A 17,326-nucleotide genomic window follows, 5' to 3' on the forward strand; every position below is an offset into this window, starting at 1 on the left:
ATCCTCGCGTCGGCTCTGCAAGCCTCGTCAATCTACTCCTTCATTCCCGTGTGTCACGACCTGCCTAAGTCGAAAGGACGCTTTGTCCCATTGAAGCAGCGGGCCCGAGAGCCTAGCTTCGAACCATGGACGACAAACCCGACACCGCCGGCCCGATCATTCTCTTCGATGCCGAATGCATCCTCTGCTCGGCCAATGCGCAATTTGTGCTGTCAAACGATCGCAACAAGCGCTTCCGCCTTGCCTCGATGCAAGGGCAGGTCGGCTCCGCGATCTACCGCCGCTTCGGAATCGATCCCACGGATCCCGATACGATGATCGTGGTCGATGGCGAGCATATGCTGCGCGACAGCGATGCGGTTCTCTCCATCTATGGCGGTCTCGGCTGGCCCTGGAAGGCGCTCACCGTCTTCCGGCTTGTGCCCAGGATGATCCGAGATCCGCTCTATCTGTTGATCGCGCGCAATCGCTACCGGATTTTTGGCAAGCGTGAGAGCTGCTGGTTGCCCGCGCCGGAATATCGCGATCGGCTGCTGTAGGGCCTGGCTGCAACTTTCCCCGTCTGCCGCCGTTGAGGGCTCATGAAACACGCAATCGTCACAGGTGGCGCCGGCCTCATCGGCGCAGAACTCTGCACTGCCCTTCAGATGGCCGATTACGAGGTCGCATCCTTCGATATCCGGCAGGCACCGGCCGGGATCCGCTCGGTTCTCTGCGATGCCTCGGACGAGGCCGCCGTTGCAGCAGGTTTTGCCGAACTCGGCTGGGAGAGCCTCGATCTTCTCGTCAACAATGCCGGCGTCGCCAGCCCCGATTTCGGGCCGATCACCGATCTCTCGCTGGACCAATGGCGCATGGTCACCTACAGCCACCTGACCGCCGCCTTTTTGATGACACGCGCTGCCGTGCCGCTGATGGGCGAGGGGGCCTTAATCGTCAACATGCTCTCCACCCGCGCCTTCATGTCGGAAAAGAATACGGAAGCCTATGCAGCATCGAAGGGCGGTCTCTTCGGGTTGACCCATGCGCTTGCTGTCAGTCTCGGCCCGAAGATCTGGGTGAACGGCATTGCCCCCGGCTGGATCAGCCGGGATACGGATCTGAGACCGGAAGACCACGCCCAGCACCCAGTTGGCCGCGTCGGCAGGCCTGAGGATGTCGCCAAGGCCGTGCTCTATCTGGCCAGCGCCGGCTTCGTGACTGGTGAGGTGCTGACGCTCGACGGCGGCATGTCGCGGAAGATGATTTATGCGGAGTAAGCCCAGTCCACCTCCCCTTGAGGGGGAGGTCGCGCGGAACGCGCGGGTGGGGTGATGTTCGGTGTCCATGGCCCGCTCACCCCACCCCGGAGCTGCGCTCCGACCCTCCCCCTCAAGGGGAGGGTGGGTTGCAACCACACCTTCCGCACAAACAAAAAAGGCGACCCTTGTGGGCCGCCTTCTCCATGTCAGCTATCGCCGAGCCTTACTCAGCCGAAACCGTCTTGCCGGCTTCCCACTTGTAGACGGCGAAGCTCTGCGAGGTCAGGTCGCCGGTTTCGCCATAGGTCAGCTTGCCGATGGCGGTCGGGATTTCCGAGCCGTCCTTCAGTGCTGCGGCCACGGCTTCTGCGTCGTCGGTGCTTCCGGCCTTGGCGATGCCAGCGGCGATGACTTCCACGGCGGCATAGGCGTTCAGCGTGAAGGCTTCTGCCGGGATGTTCTTGGCGGCGAGCGCGTCGACAGCGGCCTTGCTGTCGGCATTCTTCAGGGCGTCGGCCGCATTGGTGAAGATCGTGCCTTCGGCAGCGTCGCCACCGATCGTGACATATTCGTTGTTCGACAGGCCGTCACCGGCGATGAGCTGGGCAGACAGACCGGCATCTTTCATCTGGCGGACCATGAGGCCGGCTTCCGGGTGGTAGCCGCCGAAATAGATGACTTCGACGCCTTCCGACTTCAAACGGGTGATGAGCGCGCCGAAATCCTTTTCGCCTGCGGTCAGCGAATCCTTGAAGACTTCGGTGACGCCACCGGCGTTCAGAGCTGCCTTGAAGGCATCGGCGAGACCCTTGCCGTACTGGCCCTTGTCGTCGAGGATGGCGATTTTCTTGTCCTTGAAGCTGCCCAGCACGAACTTGGCGGCAACATCGGCCTGCTGGTCGTCGCGGCCGCAGGTGCGCAGAACCGTCGTCAGGCCACGGGCGGTGAGATCAGGTGCGGTCGCGGTCGGAGTGACCATCAGTACGCCGTTTTCGGCCAGAACGCTGGAGGCGGGGACTGCGACGCCCGAGGTGACGGGGCCAACGACGAAACGGACGCCTTCACCGACGAGCTGGTTTGCGGCGGAGACGCCCTGCTTCGGTTCGCCGGCGTCATCGGCGATCTTCAGGCTCACCTGTTCGCCGTTGATGCCGCCCATCTCGTTGATTTCTTCAACGGCGGTTTCAGCGCCATTCTTGATCTGCGCGCCGACGGCGGCCAGCGGGCCGGTCAGCGGCGCCATCAGGCCGAGCACGATTTCGGCGCGGGCGGCGGGGGCGGTGGCGATCAGTGCTGCAAGGGCCGCACTGGCGAGAAGTTGAAATTTCATGTCCTGCTCCTTGGGTCGGCGCGATCGATCTCTGTCGATTTGGACGCCATTCGGGTTCTTTTGTTGCTCCCCGGCATGGCTTTAGCCAAAAACGAAGGGCAGCAAAAGACCCGAAGCTGCGGTGTGCGAAGACGCCACAGCTTTGTCGGAGCGGTTTGATAGATGTTCAGGCGATAAGGTCAGACGGTCAGCACGCGTCCGCCGACGCCGTCTTCCGCCTCGAAACCAGCCTTGGCCGCAGCGGCATCCTGCTCGCGGCGCAAGGCGAGCTCGGCCATGGCGATCTGCTGCAGTTCGAAGAGATCATTGCTGATCTGGGCACGGCGGGCAGCGAGACGCGCTTCGTCGGCGCGGGCGGCTGCATGGACTGCCGGTTCGACAGGAGCCGGCGTGGCTGGCAATTGGGGGGACGCTTCTTTGCCGAACATGCGCTTGAAGAGGTCGACCACGGATTTCCTCCCGGGACCTGATCCGCTTGCGGCCTTCGCGACGTGATGTCGGTGATGACGGTTGCGGATGTGCCTGTGTCGTCGATCGGGCCTTTCGCGGTCATCTGCGCCAGGATCGAACGTGCGATTCTCTCGACAATAAGGGAAGCCTAATCGGTCGACAAGCGAGGCGAACGCATATGGTCAGCTTCGCGCAAGCTACGAAAAAAGCGGCCGGTGAGGGCCGCCTTTCTCTGTGAGCCGAGGCTCGGTTCAGATGTTGCGCTCCAGCACCTTGCGCAGCTTGTCGAAGAGTTCGTCGATCTGTTCCGTGGTGATGATCAGCGGCGGCGAGAGCGCGATGATGTCGCCGGTGGTGCGGATCAAGAGGCCATCGTTATAGGCTTCCAGGAAGGCGTTGAAGGCGCGCTTCGTCGGTTCGCCGTCGATCGGCTTCAGCTCGATCGCGCCGATCAGGCCGAGGTTGCGGATGTCGATAACGTTGGGGCAATCGCGCAGGGAATGCAGCTTCTCTTCCCAGTAGGGCGCGATTTCGGCCGCACGGGTCAAGAGGTTCTCGTCGCGATAGGTGTCGAGCGTGCCGAGAGCCGCGGCAGAGGCGATCGGGTTGCCCGAATAGGTGTAGCCATGGAAGAACTCGATCATGTGATCGGGGCCCTGCATGAAGGCGTCGTGGATTTCGGCGGTAACGAAGACCGCGCCCATCGGGATGACGCCGTTGGTCAGGCCCTTGGCGGTGACCATGATGTCGGGCTTCACGTCGAAATACTGCGAAGCGAAGGGAGCGCCGAGGCGGCCGAAACCGGTGATGACTTCATCGAAGATCAACAGGATGCCGTGCTTCGTGCAGATCTCGCGCAGGCGCTGGAGATAGCCCTTCGGCGGGATCAGGACGCCGGTAGAGCCGGAGACCGGCTCAACGATGACGGCAGCGATTGTCGAGGCGTCATGCAGGGTGACGATGCGTTCCAGTTCGTCGGCGAGATCGCCGCCATGCTCGGGCATGCCCTTGGTGAAGGCGTTCTTGGCCGGCAGGTGGGTGTGCGGCATGTGATCGACGCCGGTCAGCAGCGTGCCGAACATCTTGCGGTTTGAGACGATGCCGCCGACCGAGATGCCGCCGAAATTGACGCCGTGATAGCCGCGTTCGCGACCGATGAGGCGTGTGCGTGAGCCCTGTCCCTTGACGCGCTGATAGGCGAGCGCGACCTTGAGGGCCGTCTCCACCGATTCCGAGCCGGAATTGGTGTAGAGCACATGGGCCATGTTGTCGGGGGCGATGTCGATCAGGCGGTTTGCAAGTTCAAAGGCCTTGGGATGGCCGAGCTGGAAGGCCGGGGCGTAATCGAGTTCGCCGGCCTGTTCACGGATCGCTTCTGTGATCAGCGGGCGGCAGTGACCGGCGTTCACACACCAGAGGCCGGCGGTGCCGTCGAGCACCTGGCGGCCGTCATGGGTGGTGTAGTGCATGTCCTTGGCGCCGACGAAAAGGCGCGGCTCCTTCTTGTACTGGCGGTTCGCAGTGAACGGCATCCAGAAGGCGCGCAGGTCGTTCGGCGTGGAATTCAGGCGGTTAGACATCGTGTTCTCCATGGCCCTTTGGTCGCGGGCGGCCATTCTCCCGGCTGTCGGCGCAGGCGCCGAGATCTGTTGAATGCGCCGTCACGTTAGCAGGGACCAAAGCACGGTCAAGCCATGGCCGGGGCAGCATCAACAAAGGTCATGGATCGCTGAATTCCGGTGATGGGCGGCGGTGTCGCGCGGCAGGACCGATGCGGCTTCTGCCGCAGGTCACGAAAAAGCCCCGGAGGCATTTGCCGTCCGGGGCTTTGGAAATTGTTGTGCATCAAAAGCTCCACCCGCGGTTGCGAGTGTTCGCCGATCGCTCCCCACCCTCGATCGTCACGCCTTTGGGAGCGCTGTCATCAGGCGGCGGATTTGCTCGCTGCCGGAGGGCAATAGATGCTTTCCAGCGTGGAAAGGATCTTGATCACCGACTCGGAGGTCGAGGAATAGTAGATGGTCTGGGCGTCACGACGCGTCTTGACCAGCTTCTGTGCGCGAAGCTTGGACAGATGCTGCGACAGAGCCGACTGGCTCAGGCCCACCTGGGTCGCCAGAACGCCGACAGGAACCTCTCCCTCAACGAGGCTGCAGAGGATCATCAGTCGCTTCGGGTTTGCCATGGCGGAGAGCAAACCGGCTGCGACAGTCGATTGTTCGGACAATGCTTTTGTTTTCATCTCACTTCAACTTTCCTTGGTCGAGTGCCGTGGGGGAGTGGCAGTCGTTGAAAAATCCATGACTTAACTGGAAATCAAACTCTACCAGCATCATCAAAATTGTATATGCCTAAATTTAAGGTACTGCGTATACTCATTTAGGTAACTCTAATAGCAGATCTTCTGTTCTTGTGATGGGCGTCACAAATTCATGCCGAATGAGCAAGTCTTTGAAAACAATGTCCAATCCATGCGAATCAATGGCGGAAATGCGCCATCCACCCTCCGTCGCCCCGTAAATTGTCATAGCGATATGGGATGCGAGATCGGGATGGAGACCCCCTAAATCTCGCAGTCGGGCTTCCTCGTCCCCGAGCAAATCATCGTCCATTTTCGGTATGAAAAAGTCTGCGCTGCTCAAATGGTAGGCACGCCCGAAGCCGCCATTGAGGCTCGCCCGTTCGGGGTTCAATCGGAAGAAGCGGAAGTCCGGAAAATCGATATAGAGCTGCGACTTGGGGTGGCGGGCAAGGAAGCGGCTCCGCAGTCTCGCATGGGTCGGCGAGTCGCGCTCGACGCTTTCGGCCGTGCATTGCAGCGTCAGTCTTGGATGGGCAAGCGGGTCGCCCTTGGCCGGTTCGCCGGTCAGGAGCGACGCGCGGGGATCGGCGAGAAGGGCGGTCGTATGGGCCGACAGGCCGGAGACGAGGATCACGGCTGCGCCGTCAGTGTCCATGCCCAGCAGGACGCGGCTGACGAAGGGAAAGCCCGTCTCGGGCTCGATCACCCCGATCGCCGCAAAGCGCGCGCCGCGCAGCAAAATGCGCGCCTGTCGGCGCGCATCGTCGTCCGTGTCCCTGATGACCTGGGGCTTGTCGTTCATGTCCGTCTCCCGCATGCGTCTGTCTTCGATGCGGGTCCTAGACCGTCACGCCTTGCGGCGGTGCTTCGTCAGTCCGCTCACCACATCCTGAGCGTCGATGGTGCCGATGACGACGCCATTGTCAACGACGCCGATCGTCCCGGGCTGCCGTGCCAGGGCATCCAGCACGTCGACCAGCGGCGTGCGCGGTGCCGTCGTGCCGGTCACCTGGCCCTGTTCGCCGCTGACGCCGGGGCGCATCACGTCGGAGGCGATCAGCATGTTGATCGGGTTCATGTTCTGGACGAAATCCGCGACATACTGGTTCGTCGGGTTCTGGACGATTTCCTGCGGGGTGCCGCACTGGATGATGCGCCCGCCTTCCATGATGGCGATGCGATTGCCGATTCGGAAGGCCTCGTCGAGATCGTGGCTGACGAAGAGAATGGTCTTCTTCAGCCGGGCCTGGAATTCCAGCAACTCGTCCTGCAGGCGTGTGCGGATCAGCGGGTCGAGCGCCGAGAAGGGTTCGTCCATCAGAAGGATCGGGGCGCCGGTTGCAAAGGCGCGGGCAAGGCCGACGCGCTGCTGCATGCCGCCCGAGAGTTCGTTTACCCGGCGCTCTGCCCATTTCGACAGGTTGACGAGTTCCAGCTGGGCTGCCACCCGTTCCTTACGCTCGGGTTCCGGAACGCCCGCCAGCTCGAGGCCGAAACCGACATTGTCGGCAACCGTGCGCCAGGGCAGGAGGCCGAATTGCTGGAAGACCATGGAGACGGTGTGCATGCGCAGATCGCGCAGCACCTGGGCGGACGCCTTGTAGGGATCGACATAGCCGCTTTCGGTGCGAACGCTGACATTGCCGCGAACGACAGGGGCGAGCGCATTGACGGCGCGCAGGAGCGTCGACTTGCCGGAGCCGGACAGGCCCATGAGGACGAGGATCTCGCCTTCCTTGACTGCAAGCGAGGCCTTGGCCACGCCGAGGACGAGGCCGGTTTCAGCGCCGATCTCATCGCGGGTCTTCCCCTGGTCGACCATATCAAGCGCGCGTTGCGGATTGTCGCCGAAGACGATGTCGACATTGTCGAAGATGACGGCGTCGGTCATGTGTCTTCTCCGGGAATGCGGAAGATCCGGTCAAGGATGATGGCGAGGATGACGATGCAGAGACCTGCCTCGAAGCCCCGGGCGATGTTGACGGTATTCAATGCGCGCACGACCGGCACGCCGAGGCCGCTTGCGCCGACCAGTGCCGCAATGACGACCATCGACAGCGAGAGCATGATGGTCTGAGTGAGGCCGGCCATGATCTGCGGCGTGGCAAAGGGCAGCTCCACCTTGCGCAGCACCTGCATCGGTGTTGCGCCGAAGGCGACGGCGGCTTCCACCAGGGAAGGCGGGGTGGAGATGATGCCGAGGCGGGTCAGGCGGATCGGGGCTGCGATCGCAAAGATCACGGTCGCGATCAGGCCGGGCACCATGCCGAGACCGAAGAGGATGAGCGCCGGAATGAGGTAGACGAATGTCGGGATCGTCTGCATCAGGTCAAGCACGGGCCGCACGGCTGCATAGAGCCAGGGGCGGCGGGCACAGGCAATGCCGATCGGCACGCCGATCACCATGCAGACCCCGGTCGCGGCGAGCACGAGCGCCAGCGTCTCCATCGTTTCCTTCCAGTAGCCCTGGTTATAGATCAGGAGCAGGCCGAGGAAGGTGAAGACGGTGACGCCGAGAGAGCGACGCATCACCCAGGCGATCAGCGAGAACACCAGGATCATGAACAGTGGATAGAAGGCTTCCACTGCCGTTCCCTTTAGAAAGGGCGCCTGCAGCACGAAGAGCATGGCGTTGATGGAAGCGCTCAATATGGTCGCGATGAAATCGAATACAAAATCGACATTGGCCGTCAGCCAATCGACGAAACTTTTCGACAAGGGCCCGATGGGCAGCTTGTTGTCGGTCAGAAAATCCATTGAAGTCCCCGATTGGCCACAGGTTTAATGCCTGGGAGGCCGCGCGACCGGATCCCCCTTCCGGTCGCGCGGTTCCACGATCGATGGACAGGGATCAGAGGCCGAGGGCCGTCTTCACCGCTGCGAGGCCGTCGCCGCCATCCTTGGTGGTGACGCCGGCGAGCCAGGGCTCGACAGCAGCCGGATTGGCCTTCAGCCAGTCGCTTGCTGCCACTTCGGCATCCTGGCCGTCATTGAGGATCTTGCCCATGATCTCGTTTTCCATCTGGAGCGAGAACTTGAGGTTGGTCACGAACTTGCCGACATTTGGGCATTCGGTCGTGTAGCCGGCGCGGGTGTTGGTGAAGATGGTCGCGCCACCGAAGTTTGCGCCGAAGACATCGTCGCCGCCGGACAGATAGGTCAGCTTGAAGTTGGCGTTCATCGGGTGCGGTTCCCAGCCGAGGAAGACGACCGGCGTGCCATCCTTTTCGGCGCGGGCGACCTGAGCGAGCATGCCCTGTTCGGAGGATTCGACGACTTCGAAGTCGCCGAGCTCGAACTTGTTGCCGTCGATCATGTCGAGGATCAGGCGGTTGCCGTCATTGCCCGGCTCGATGCCGTAGATCTTGCCTTCGAGCGCATCCTTGTTCTTGGCGATGTCGGCGAAGTCCTTGATGCCGAGCTCGGCGCCCTTGGCATTGGTGGCCAGCGTATACTTAGCGCCTTCGAGGTTCGGTCCGAAGATCTCTACCGACTTTTCTTCGCGGTACGGGGCGATGTCGGCTTCCATCGTCGGCATCCAGTTGCCGAGGAAGACGTCGATGTCCTTGTTCTTCAGCGAGGAATAGGTGACCGGGACGGAGAGGACCGTGGTCGTCGGCTCGTAGCCGAGAGCCTTCAGGATGACGGTGGCAGTGGCGGTGGTCGCCGTGATGTCGGTCCAGCCGACGTCGGAGAAGCGCACGGTCGAGCAGCTCTCGGCTTCCTGGGCGGCGAGAGGCGCCGCGCTGATCGCGATCAGCGAAACGGCGGCTACGAGTGTTCGGCGACAAGAAGTAAGATACGTCATTTGCAGGCTCCCGGTTTTTTATGATGTTCCCAAGTCAACATTCAATACCGGAGAAATGCAAGGATGCCCGCGCGTTTGCGTCGCAGGAGCGGCCCTGTTTGCGACCTGATCACCTTTCTGCGCAGGGGGCAGCCGCATTTCAAAAAAAAGTTCGGGATCTTGATGGCCGTCAAAGTGTTGGATTGCGTGCCATGCGAATTGGTGATGCGATGAATGCGGCGCGCTCGCGCCCGTTGTTTGGATACAGGAGTTCCGATGAAGACGTCATCCCTGGTCATGCTGCTCGCGCTTGCCGCAGCACCGTTTCCCGCCTTTGCAGATGGTGATCCGGTTGCCGGCGCCAAGGCCTTCAAGGCCTGTCAGGCCTGTCATGTCGCGACCGAAGCCAAGAACAAGGTCGGCCCGACGCTGCAGGGCGTCGTCGGTCGCCCCGTCGCTTCGATCGCCGACTACAAATATTCGCCTGCCATGACCGAGTTCGGTGCCGGCAAGGTCTGGGATGAAGCGCTGCTTTCCGAATATCTGAAGGCGCCCAAGGCCGTCGTGAAAGGCACCAAGATGGCCTATGCCGGCGTCAAGAAGGACGATGATCTCACCAACATCATCGCCTATCTCAAGGATCCGGCTGCCGGCGGCCAGTGATCCCGACACAACTCCCCGATGCGGCAGCCGTTTCGCGGCTGTCGCATTTCTCTGATAGCGCCTCTTGTGTGGGGCTCGCGACCATCCATATCGGATGATGGCGATTGCTCCTGTGCGCTGCGATACTTTCCCGCACCGGGAAACGCGCTATGGTGGTAGGCAACGATTCCGGCGCGCCGCCGGCATGAGGGACAGGGAGACAACATGGCGACTTTGCAATCCTTCGACAGCGAGATCGAGAAGACGCGCAAGATCGTGTCGGAGATGCGCGGCAAGATCGAACAGTCTGGTGTGGTGCTGGATACGCTCGCCAAGAGCGATTCCAAGCTCGTTGGCCAGGACTTCGATATCGAGAATGCCCGGATCTCGGATGTGCTGAACCAGCAGAAGGTCATGGAGGCGAACATCGCCGACCTGATCATCGGGCTGGAAGACGCGACCAATGTCTTTGGTGCCGAGTTCGAAAGCATGAAGAGCCTGACCGGCATGGAAAAGTTCATCGGGATCTTTTCCAAGCAGAAGGCGCAGAGCATGCGCACCGAGCGCGTCCGCAACATGTCGCTCGCCGGCAATCTGCAGGAACTGCTCGCCAAGTCCGACAGCATTGTCGGCATCCTGAAGGAACAGAAGACGGTTCTCGAAGAGCGCTACAAGACCTCCGAGGCGAGCCTCGTGCAGGTGATCGAGCGGCGCAAGCAGACGATTGCCAATCTGGAAGAGACCCAGAAGCGCATCGAAACGCTCAATCCGGCGCTCCTCGACATCGAAAACAAGATCGCCGCTTCGACAGATACCTCGGAACGCACGGATCTCGAAGCCGAACGCTCGAAGCTTGCGACCGATTACAATCAGGCGCAGGCCCGCGAGCAGGAGCTTCTTGCCGAAAGCCAGACGCTGGAACGCTACACCTCGATGTTCCAGACCTTCGTCGACAGCTTGAACAACCAGATCGCCGCTCAGAACACGTTGATCAACAAGCTGACGATCGATACCGAGCAGCGCATCGTTCTCTACAAGGCGCTGGAAGATTCGTTGAAGACGGCTGCCCAGCAGGAAGTAGCCCACCGGATCAACACGCTGGGTTCGCAGGTCGATACGGCGGCCGAAGAGACGATGGCTGGCATCGGTGCAGCCGCCCAGCGGCATATCGGCGATCTCTTGGAACTGCACGAGAAGAACATGCTCTCGACACAGGACATCCAGCGCCGCAAGAAGCTTGCCGACGAGGCCTTCGCGCGGCGCTTCCAGTCGGTTCTCGACAAGCACAATGCGGCCAACTACGTGAAGCCTTGATCGTGCCCATGACGTGGACGCGGCCATCAGGCCGCGTGCCGCTCTTGCGGTGCGCGGTCCTGTCGATGGGGGGAGGGGCATGAACGTCGTCGATCGCAACAGTGCCGTGACGCACTATTTCACCACCATGGCCTCGGCGCTTTCAGGCCTTGAGCAGTTCTTCGGCCAGTCCGATCGCCGCTTCGGCGAGAAGGGACCGCCGACACTGCATCTGTTGCCCTATCTCGACCGTCTCCGGAACTCGTTCACCTCCTGGCAGAATCGCATCGGCTTTACCGGCCAGTTCAAGATCGCGCAGGCGGAGAGCGGCTTTCCGATCTTCCAGAATGTACTGGAACTGGAAAACGATCGTGCGGGAGCTGCGTCCAGACTTTCCACCATCCCTGATGTCGGCAAGCTGCGCGCCGAGATGGTTGATTTCATCCTGCGGCAGAAGGAATTCCCGGCGGCGCTGCAGCAGCAGATCGCCGAGCGGCTGTATCTAGAGCAGGTTCAGGCCGGTGAGATCTTCTCGCCCTTCGTTCTGCCGACCACTGTTGCCGTCAGCGTCAATCCGCAGTCAATCCGCCCGTCCTATCTCGTCAGCTGGGCCGCCTTCGACGGCGTGAGCACGCTGCCGATGATCTATCTGGCGACGATCGAGGATTCCTCGGACAACGTCACGAAGATCCTGGTGACCGAAGACGGCAAGCTCAACGACGAGGTCGATATCCCGCTTCCGGTTGGCGGTCTGCTCAATCCGGAGCTTGCCCGCACATTCGACGATTTCTGCGCCAAGAACTCGGCTTACTCGCTGACGCCGGCCACGATCGCGACAAATATGGACCGCGATTTCCCGACCCTGCATCCAAAGTCGATCCGGCGCGTGGTGCTCGGGCCGCTGTATTCGACGGGGCTTACCCAGAATTCCGGCCGGGTGACCGAGATCCTCGACCGGGTGCGCAAGCCTGAGAACGCCTGGGTGATGACCTGGACCGTGCAGGAGGTGTTTTCCAAGCGCGAGCAGCCGGCGGTGAAGGGCTTCTTCTCGTCCACGCCGGCCACCCAGGAATTCCACATCGAGACGCATGATCTTGAGGCCGCGCGCATGGGTGTCTCCACCTACGAGAAGCACGCGCTGGTGCCACATGACGCCTATCAGGCGCTCTATGCCGCCGGCGAGATCAAGCCGATCTTCGGCAATTTCAAGGTGCATGTGATTTCCGGCAACCAGGTCGTGAGTGAGGTCTGAGCATGAGTGAATTGACGGCAGGGCTGACGACGCTGCGTGAGGAAGACATCGCCAAGCATCTGGCTGTCGCCCAGGGGCTGGTGACACGCGTCGTGGTGCTCGACCAGGGCGAGGGCGCCTCGGGTGCCCCAATTGCCGGTACCGGGCGGCGTTTCGTCTCGACGGTCTCGACTGGCTCGGTGCGCCGGACCCGCGAGATCGAGCTTTCCAAGACCATCCAGGCGACCGGCACTGCCGATCCGCTGCTGACGCCTGCCCAGCACACCGTGCTCTACCGCGTCAGGCGCGGTGCGCAGGTGGCGCTTGCGATATCGGATGTCTTTGCCCGGCAGAGCGAGCTTGAGCCTTTGCAGGCGCGGAATATCAGCGCGCCGCTGCAGGGCGAGGAGGCTGCGCGCTTCAAGGCGCTGCTTGCCTCCCAAGCCTATGTCACGGCCTTTGCCTTTGCCGCCTATCTCAAGTCCACGGTGGCAGGCGAGGGCGAGCAGCTCGATGGTATCCGCGAGCCGGATTTCCTGTTTGATACGGCCCAGGATGCCTTGAAGAGCATGGTCGCCGGCATCGATACGGCGGTGAAGGGGGCGGGTGATGACGCGACGCTGATCGGCCGGGTCCGTGGCCTCGCCGATCTCGCGCTCGACGGGCTTTTGACCCGTAAGGCGCGCTTCGAGCATCTCGGCGTCTTCGAAAACGCCCATATCCGCGTCGATCAGGACGATTTCACCCTCGGCGGTTTCGATGGCGTACCGGGCGTCAAGTCGAAGCCGCTCTCGATGAGCTTCAAGAAGCCGGAAGAGATCATCGGCAACCACATCGCCAAATATCAGGCGCTGAAGCTCGCCAAGATGCTGATGGCCTATGATTTCGACCGGCAGATGAACCCCTTCGTCGATCTCGGCGGCTTCCTCTTCACCTTCATCGGCGACGGCATGCCGGGGACGGGCAAGACGATCCTGATCCAGATGCTGGCGGGTCTTCTGAACGACTACTGCAAGATGGCGGGCTATGCCTTCCACTACGAGAATTTTGGCGTCGATCAGATCTCGTCCTACCAGGGCAAGTCGGGCCAGAACTGCAAGAGTTTCGTCAACAACGTGCTCAATCCGCGCGTCATCGGCTTCGGCACGATCGATGATGTCGACCAGGTGACGGCCAAGCGCTCCGACGACCGTGCCTCCGCCGGCCAGCACGAGGTGACGGCCGTGCTGATGGAAAGCTTTGCTGGTGCCTCGACCGTGGTGCGCGGCAATGCCACCTTCGGCATGTTCTCCAACTATCCGGAGAATGTCGACGATGCGCTGCGCCAGCGCGCAGGCGCCCGCTGGCTGGTCGACGGGCCGCAGACCCGCGAGGACTATATCGACATCTTCTCGCTGCTGGTCGGCAAGAACCACCAGATCCCGCAGGGCGAGCACCAGCTGTTCGCCGGCCAGGAGATCCAGAAGGCGGTCAGCCGCTCCTATGGCGAGCATGACCGCCCGAAGGAAGACGGCCTTGTTGCTGTCTGGGAACGCTACGAAAAGACCGAGGGCAAGATCGAGACCCTGGCCGATGTCGGCGCCTATCTGCATGCGATCAAGCTCGCCGAACCGCGCTTCACCGGCCGCGCCATCAAGAACATCACCGATGCGATCAAGATGCGGGCGATGGATGTCGAACTGCCCGACGCCTGGTTCGAAAAGCCTGACGCTTTCGTCCACAAGAGCTATGACGAGAAGAAGGCGATGATTGCGGAGCTGCGCGGCCCCGTGACCATGGAGATGATCCTGCAGGAGATCAACCGCTACGCCGACTCGGAATTCCGCTATGCCGACAAGTCTGACGATGCGGCGGTGTCGGAGATCATCCGACGTGAACGCCAGCGCGAGCGGGCGATCGGCGAGATCGAGCGGATGAAGGGGGAGGGGATGTGGTGATTGAGCGCTGCGCTTGCCCCTCATCCGCCCTTCGGGCACCTTCTCCCCGTAAACGGGGAGAAGGCCACTTCGCTAGCGTCGCGCTCCCCCCTCTCCCCGCTTGCGGGGAGAGGGTAGGGTGAGGGGCATTTGCAGATCGCGATGTGGTCAAGGGGGCACAGATGCGGGGTGCGAACCAGAAAAGGACAGCAAGGGCGAGAAGTTTGAGAAAGGTCGAGAATGATGCCGAAGCCGCATTGTGGAGCGAATTGCGGGCACGGCGTCTGGCGGGGCACAAATTCGTGCGCCAGCTTCCGATCGGACCGTACTTCGCTGACTTTGCCTGCCGCGAGGCTCTCTTGGTCGTGGAAGTTGATGGCAGTCAGCATGCTGACAGTGAATATGATGCGAAACGGAATGCATTTATGAATGCCAATGGGTGGTCAGTGGTCAGGTTCTGGAATGCAGATGTGCTGCGAGAACGCGCAGCCGTGCTCGACACCTTGATCGCCATCCTCGATGGCAGGGTTGGCGAAGCTGTTCTCAGCCGCGACCTTGTCTACCTTCCGGCGGAGCGACTGGCATGAACCGCCTCCTCGAAGCTGAGCTAATCTACGGCCGCCTGCTACCCATTCGCGAGCCGCATCTCGTCGCGCGCTACAACAAGGCGCTCGTCGCCTTCGGTCTGCCGGCGACCAAGCTTACCGAATTCAACATCGACATCACCGGCTTCTCGCCGCAGGTGGCGGCCGAGCTCGGTGATTCCGATTACCTCGATCCGCTCAAGGTCAACCGCCGCTTCATCATCCTCACCCCGGAGCAGGACAGCCTGCCGGTGGTGCATACGAGCTTTTCCAACACCGCCGGGCTGATGCACGAGTTCTTCGCCGCCAATGCCCGCGCCATCCATGCGATCACGCTCAAGGACACGCTCTATGGCGAGATCGAAGACAGCGTTTCCGAGGTGAAGACGCTCGACGATCTGCTGTCGATCAACGAGGTGAAGTTCAAGGTGCTCTCGGCGGAAGATCTGCTCGGCAAGGCGGGGCAGCTCCGGCAGCTCTGCGATGCGCTGGTCACCAGCCCGGATGCATGGCGCGACGACGCCATGCTGGAGCGTATGGTGTCGCTGGCGAAAGAGACCGGCGATATCAGGCAGAACACGCTGGTGCCGGACAAACTCGTCTTCCGCCACGATGCCTTCTGGGCCGATCATTTCGGTGGTGTTTTCGTCTTTGTCGACGAGAAGATCACCACGGTCATCTGCGATCCCGAAGCCCCCGGTTTCCGCCGGTCGCGGCCCTGGCAGGTGAGCTATATCTCGATCCATGACGGGGCACAGGTCGGCGATTTCCTGGCGCGGACGAACCGTCTCGAGCTGCCGCGGGCGAGCTGGGTCGAGAGTTCGGGTCTGTTTGCCCACCGGCTGGAAATGGCGCTGCTGTCGGTAGCAGCCACCCTCGATCCGGTGCCGGATCTGAGCCGCATCGACGCGGTCTGGATGCAGACATTCCTGCATCGCAATGCCAAGGCGATCAACGAGCGCGGGGTCTATCCGCTGCTGCAGGAAGCGCTCAGGACCCTGGCACGCACCGGAAACCTCAGGATGGCGGATATCGATCCGAAGCTGAGGCTCTGGCTCGTGCGCGCCGAGCCAGGCCATGCCGACCAGTGGCTGACCAACAGGTTGATTGCGCATCTGACGGCAGACGATTTCGTCTCGCGCTTCGTCTTCGACAAGCAGGGCTTCTACCGGGCCTATGACCAGTATCCGGAAGCCTATCGCGATTATGTTGTATCCCGCCTGTCCGACACTTATCTGAAGGACAAGGCTGCCTTCCGCAAACGCCTCTATGGACTAGGAGATGACCATGCTTGACCCGATCATCGCGTTCTTCCAGCGCGTCTTTGCCGCCATCGGGCGCGGCATCGGCATGGTGGTCGCGTGGTTCCTCTGGCCCTTCCTTGCCGCCCATGGCTGGTATCGTGACCGCAGCTGGATCATCAAGGGGCCGATCCTGGCCGTGCTCGTGCTGTTGGTGATCTTCTATGGCCAGTTCATCTATCGCACCCAGGTCTGGTATGCCTTCGATCCGGCCTTCGTCCAGGCCTACAAGTTCGAGGAACGCACGGTACCGGCCGGGACCGCGCTGCCCGGCGAGGCAAACCGTTGCCAGGATTCGGCGGTGGTGATGATCAGTGCCGCGCTCACCGACCAGAACGTCAATCAGAATGTCTGGATCTCCTCGACGCTTCTCTACAAGCTGGGTCTGTTCGGGATCGATTGGGACAACACGCCCTACATGGACAACAAGGCGTCCTTCCAGCGTGGCGTGAACCAGGTGGTGCGCCGTACCGGCATCCAGCTCGCCGACAATCTTGGCCGCGTGCGCGGGACCTCGGGCATCAACAACGACTTGCAGGATGCGCGCGGCAACATCCAGTTCGACGAAAGCACTTGGTATTTCGGCACCGATCCCTTTGGCTTCAAGACACCGACCCCGAGCTACTACCGGGCGGCTGTCGAAAGCTGGAACCGCTTCAACACCTCGCTTGCCAGCTGTGATGCAATCTTCGACACCCGCTCGGACAACCTGCTCCAGCTCCTGGACGGCATGGCGAGTGATCTCGGCAATACCTCCGATATCCTGCGTCGCCGCTCGGAAGAGTACAATGCCGGCTGGTTCGACACGCGCGCCGACGACCGTTTCTGGTTCGCCTATGGTCAGCTCTATGCGCAGTATGCGCTGTTGCAGGCAACGCGCGCCGACTTCAGCGGCGTCATCCGCGAGCGTAACCTGACTGCCATCTGGACCGAGATGGAACGCCAGCTGCAGGGCGCGCTCCGCATCCAGCCGGCGATCATTTCCAATGGCAGCGAGGACGGCTGGATCATGCCGACCCATCTCGCGACCATGGGTTTCTACATCCTGCGGGTGCGCTCCAACATGGTGGAAATCCAGTCCATCCTCGATCGCTGAGACCTGCCTGATCGCTCGCCCGCTGCTCCGGCTGCCGGGCGAGCGCAGGTTGTCGCTGCTGTTTCACGCTCAACTATCTCGTTCACATCCGCTTGCTGCCACTCGGGAAATGCGCTAAAGATTTCCTGAGGTACGTACCTCATTGCGCATCCG

17 protein-coding genes are annotated in these 17,326 nt (G+C 61.6%); 9 read left to right on the plus strand and 8 right to left on the minus strand.

Annotated elements, in window-relative coordinates; all coding sequences use genetic code 11:
* The first annotated feature begins 125 nt into the window (after window positions 1-125).
* Both AC02Y0_RS04190 and AC02Y0_RS04195 read left to right on the plus strand, forming a co-directional pair.
* On the plus strand, window positions 126-539 hold the full coding sequence (locus AC02Y0_RS04190) for a thiol-disulfide oxidoreductase DCC family protein (protein ID WP_476382644.1): 414 nt from the start codon (window positions 126-128) through the stop codon (window positions 537-539).
* Between the two features lie 42 nt (window positions 540-581).
* Window positions 582-1,259 carry an SDR family oxidoreductase gene (locus AC02Y0_RS04195; RefSeq protein ID WP_476382646.1) on the plus strand — a complete coding sequence of 226 codons (678 nt, stop codon included), beginning with the start codon at window positions 582-584 and terminating at the stop codon, window positions 1,257-1,259.
* A 205-nt stretch (window positions 1,260-1,464) separates the two neighbouring features.
* Here AC02Y0_RS04195 and AC02Y0_RS04200 read toward each other — a convergent pair whose 3' ends face one another.
* The 8 genes from AC02Y0_RS04200 to AC02Y0_RS04235 all read right to left on the minus strand — a co-directional run bounded on the left by AC02Y0_RS04200 (window position 1,465) and on the right by AC02Y0_RS04235 (window position 9,131).
* Window positions 1,465-2,571 (minus strand): branched-chain amino acid ABC transporter substrate-binding protein, encoded by a 1,107-nt coding sequence (locus AC02Y0_RS04200; protein WP_476382648.1) that lies wholly within the window; start codon window positions 2,569-2,571, stop codon window positions 1,465-1,467.
* A 179-nt stretch (window positions 2,572-2,750) separates the two neighbouring features.
* Complete coding sequence (locus AC02Y0_RS04205) at window positions 2,751-3,020, minus strand: hypothetical protein (protein WP_476382649.1); 270 nt, start codon at window positions 3,018-3,020, stop codon at window positions 2,751-2,753.
* Between the two features lie 252 nt (window positions 3,021-3,272).
* A complete protein-coding gene (gene aptA / locus AC02Y0_RS04210) occupies window positions 3,273-4,601 on the minus strand; it encodes an omega-aminotransferase AptA (RefSeq protein ID WP_444556527.1) in 1,329 nt (442 codons plus the stop codon).
* A 344-nt stretch (window positions 4,602-4,945) separates the two neighbouring features.
* Window positions 4,946-5,263: an ArsR/SmtB family transcription factor gene (locus tag AC02Y0_RS04215; protein ID WP_102018149.1), complete on the minus strand. Its 318-nt coding sequence runs from the start codon at window positions 5,261-5,263 to the stop codon at window positions 4,946-4,948.
* 133 nt (window positions 5,264-5,396) lie between these two features.
* A complete protein-coding gene (locus tag AC02Y0_RS04220) occupies window positions 5,397-6,125 on the minus strand; it encodes a HugZ family pyridoxamine 5'-phosphate oxidase (RefSeq protein WP_476382652.1) in 729 nt (242 codons plus the stop codon).
* Between the two features lie 45 nt (window positions 6,126-6,170).
* A complete protein-coding gene (choV, locus tag AC02Y0_RS04225) occupies window positions 6,171-7,214 on the minus strand; it encodes a choline ABC transporter ATP-binding protein (RefSeq protein WP_102018148.1) in 1,044 nt (347 codons plus the stop codon).
* Window positions 7,211-8,080, minus strand: a complete 870-nt coding sequence (gene choW / locus AC02Y0_RS04230; RefSeq protein WP_102018147.1) for a choline ABC transporter permease subunit — start codon at window positions 8,078-8,080, stop codon at window positions 7,211-7,213. Before choW ends, choV begins: the two co-directional genes overlap by 4 nt.
* 94 nt (window positions 8,081-8,174) lie before the next feature.
* Window positions 8,175-9,131 (minus strand): choline ABC transporter substrate-binding protein, encoded by a 957-nt coding sequence (locus tag AC02Y0_RS04235; RefSeq protein WP_476382654.1) that lies wholly within the window; start codon window positions 9,129-9,131, stop codon window positions 8,175-8,177.
* A 255-nt stretch (window positions 9,132-9,386) separates the two neighbouring features.
* Here AC02Y0_RS04235 and AC02Y0_RS04240 point away from each other — a divergent pair, with 255 nt between their 5' ends.
* The 7 genes from AC02Y0_RS04240 to AC02Y0_RS04270 all read left to right on the plus strand — a co-directional run bounded on the left by AC02Y0_RS04240 (window position 9,387) and on the right by AC02Y0_RS04270 (window position 17,173).
* The gene (locus AC02Y0_RS04240; RefSeq protein WP_476382656.1) at window positions 9,387-9,773 is read left to right on the plus strand and encodes a c-type cytochrome; all 387 of its coding nucleotides are present in this window, start codon (window positions 9,387-9,389) and stop codon (window positions 9,771-9,773) included.
* A 204-nt stretch (window positions 9,774-9,977) separates the two neighbouring features.
* Complete coding sequence (locus AC02Y0_RS04245) at window positions 9,978-11,066, plus strand: hypothetical protein (RefSeq protein ID WP_476382658.1); 1,089 nt, start codon at window positions 9,978-9,980, stop codon at window positions 11,064-11,066.
* Between the two features lie 79 nt (window positions 11,067-11,145).
* Window positions 11,146-12,297 (plus strand): hypothetical protein, encoded by a 1,152-nt coding sequence (locus AC02Y0_RS04250; protein WP_476382660.1) that lies wholly within the window; start codon window positions 11,146-11,148, stop codon window positions 12,295-12,297.
* Between the two features lie 2 nt (window positions 12,298-12,299).
* Entirely contained in the window at window positions 12,300-14,213 is a 1,914-nt protein-coding gene (locus tag AC02Y0_RS04255; RefSeq protein WP_476382662.1) for an AAA family ATPase, read from the plus strand.
* Window positions 14,214-14,374: 161 nt separating this feature from the next.
* Window positions 14,375-14,779, plus strand: a complete 405-nt coding sequence (locus AC02Y0_RS04260) for an endonuclease domain-containing protein (protein WP_476382664.1) — start codon at window positions 14,375-14,377, stop codon at window positions 14,777-14,779.
* A complete protein-coding gene (locus AC02Y0_RS04265; RefSeq protein ID WP_476382665.1) occupies window positions 14,776-16,071 on the plus strand; it encodes a DUF6638 family protein in 1,296 nt (431 codons plus the stop codon). The genes AC02Y0_RS04260 and AC02Y0_RS04265 overlap by 4 nt, the downstream gene beginning before the upstream one ends.
* Entirely contained in the window at window positions 16,064-17,173 is a 1,110-nt protein-coding gene (locus AC02Y0_RS04270; RefSeq protein ID WP_476382667.1) for a DUF2333 family protein, read from the plus strand. The genes AC02Y0_RS04265 and AC02Y0_RS04270 overlap by 8 nt, the downstream gene beginning before the upstream one ends.
* Window positions 17,174-17,326 lie beyond the last annotated feature (153 nt).

The sequence above is a fragment of the Allorhizobium sp. nf9_anc genome, assembly GCF_056323085.1.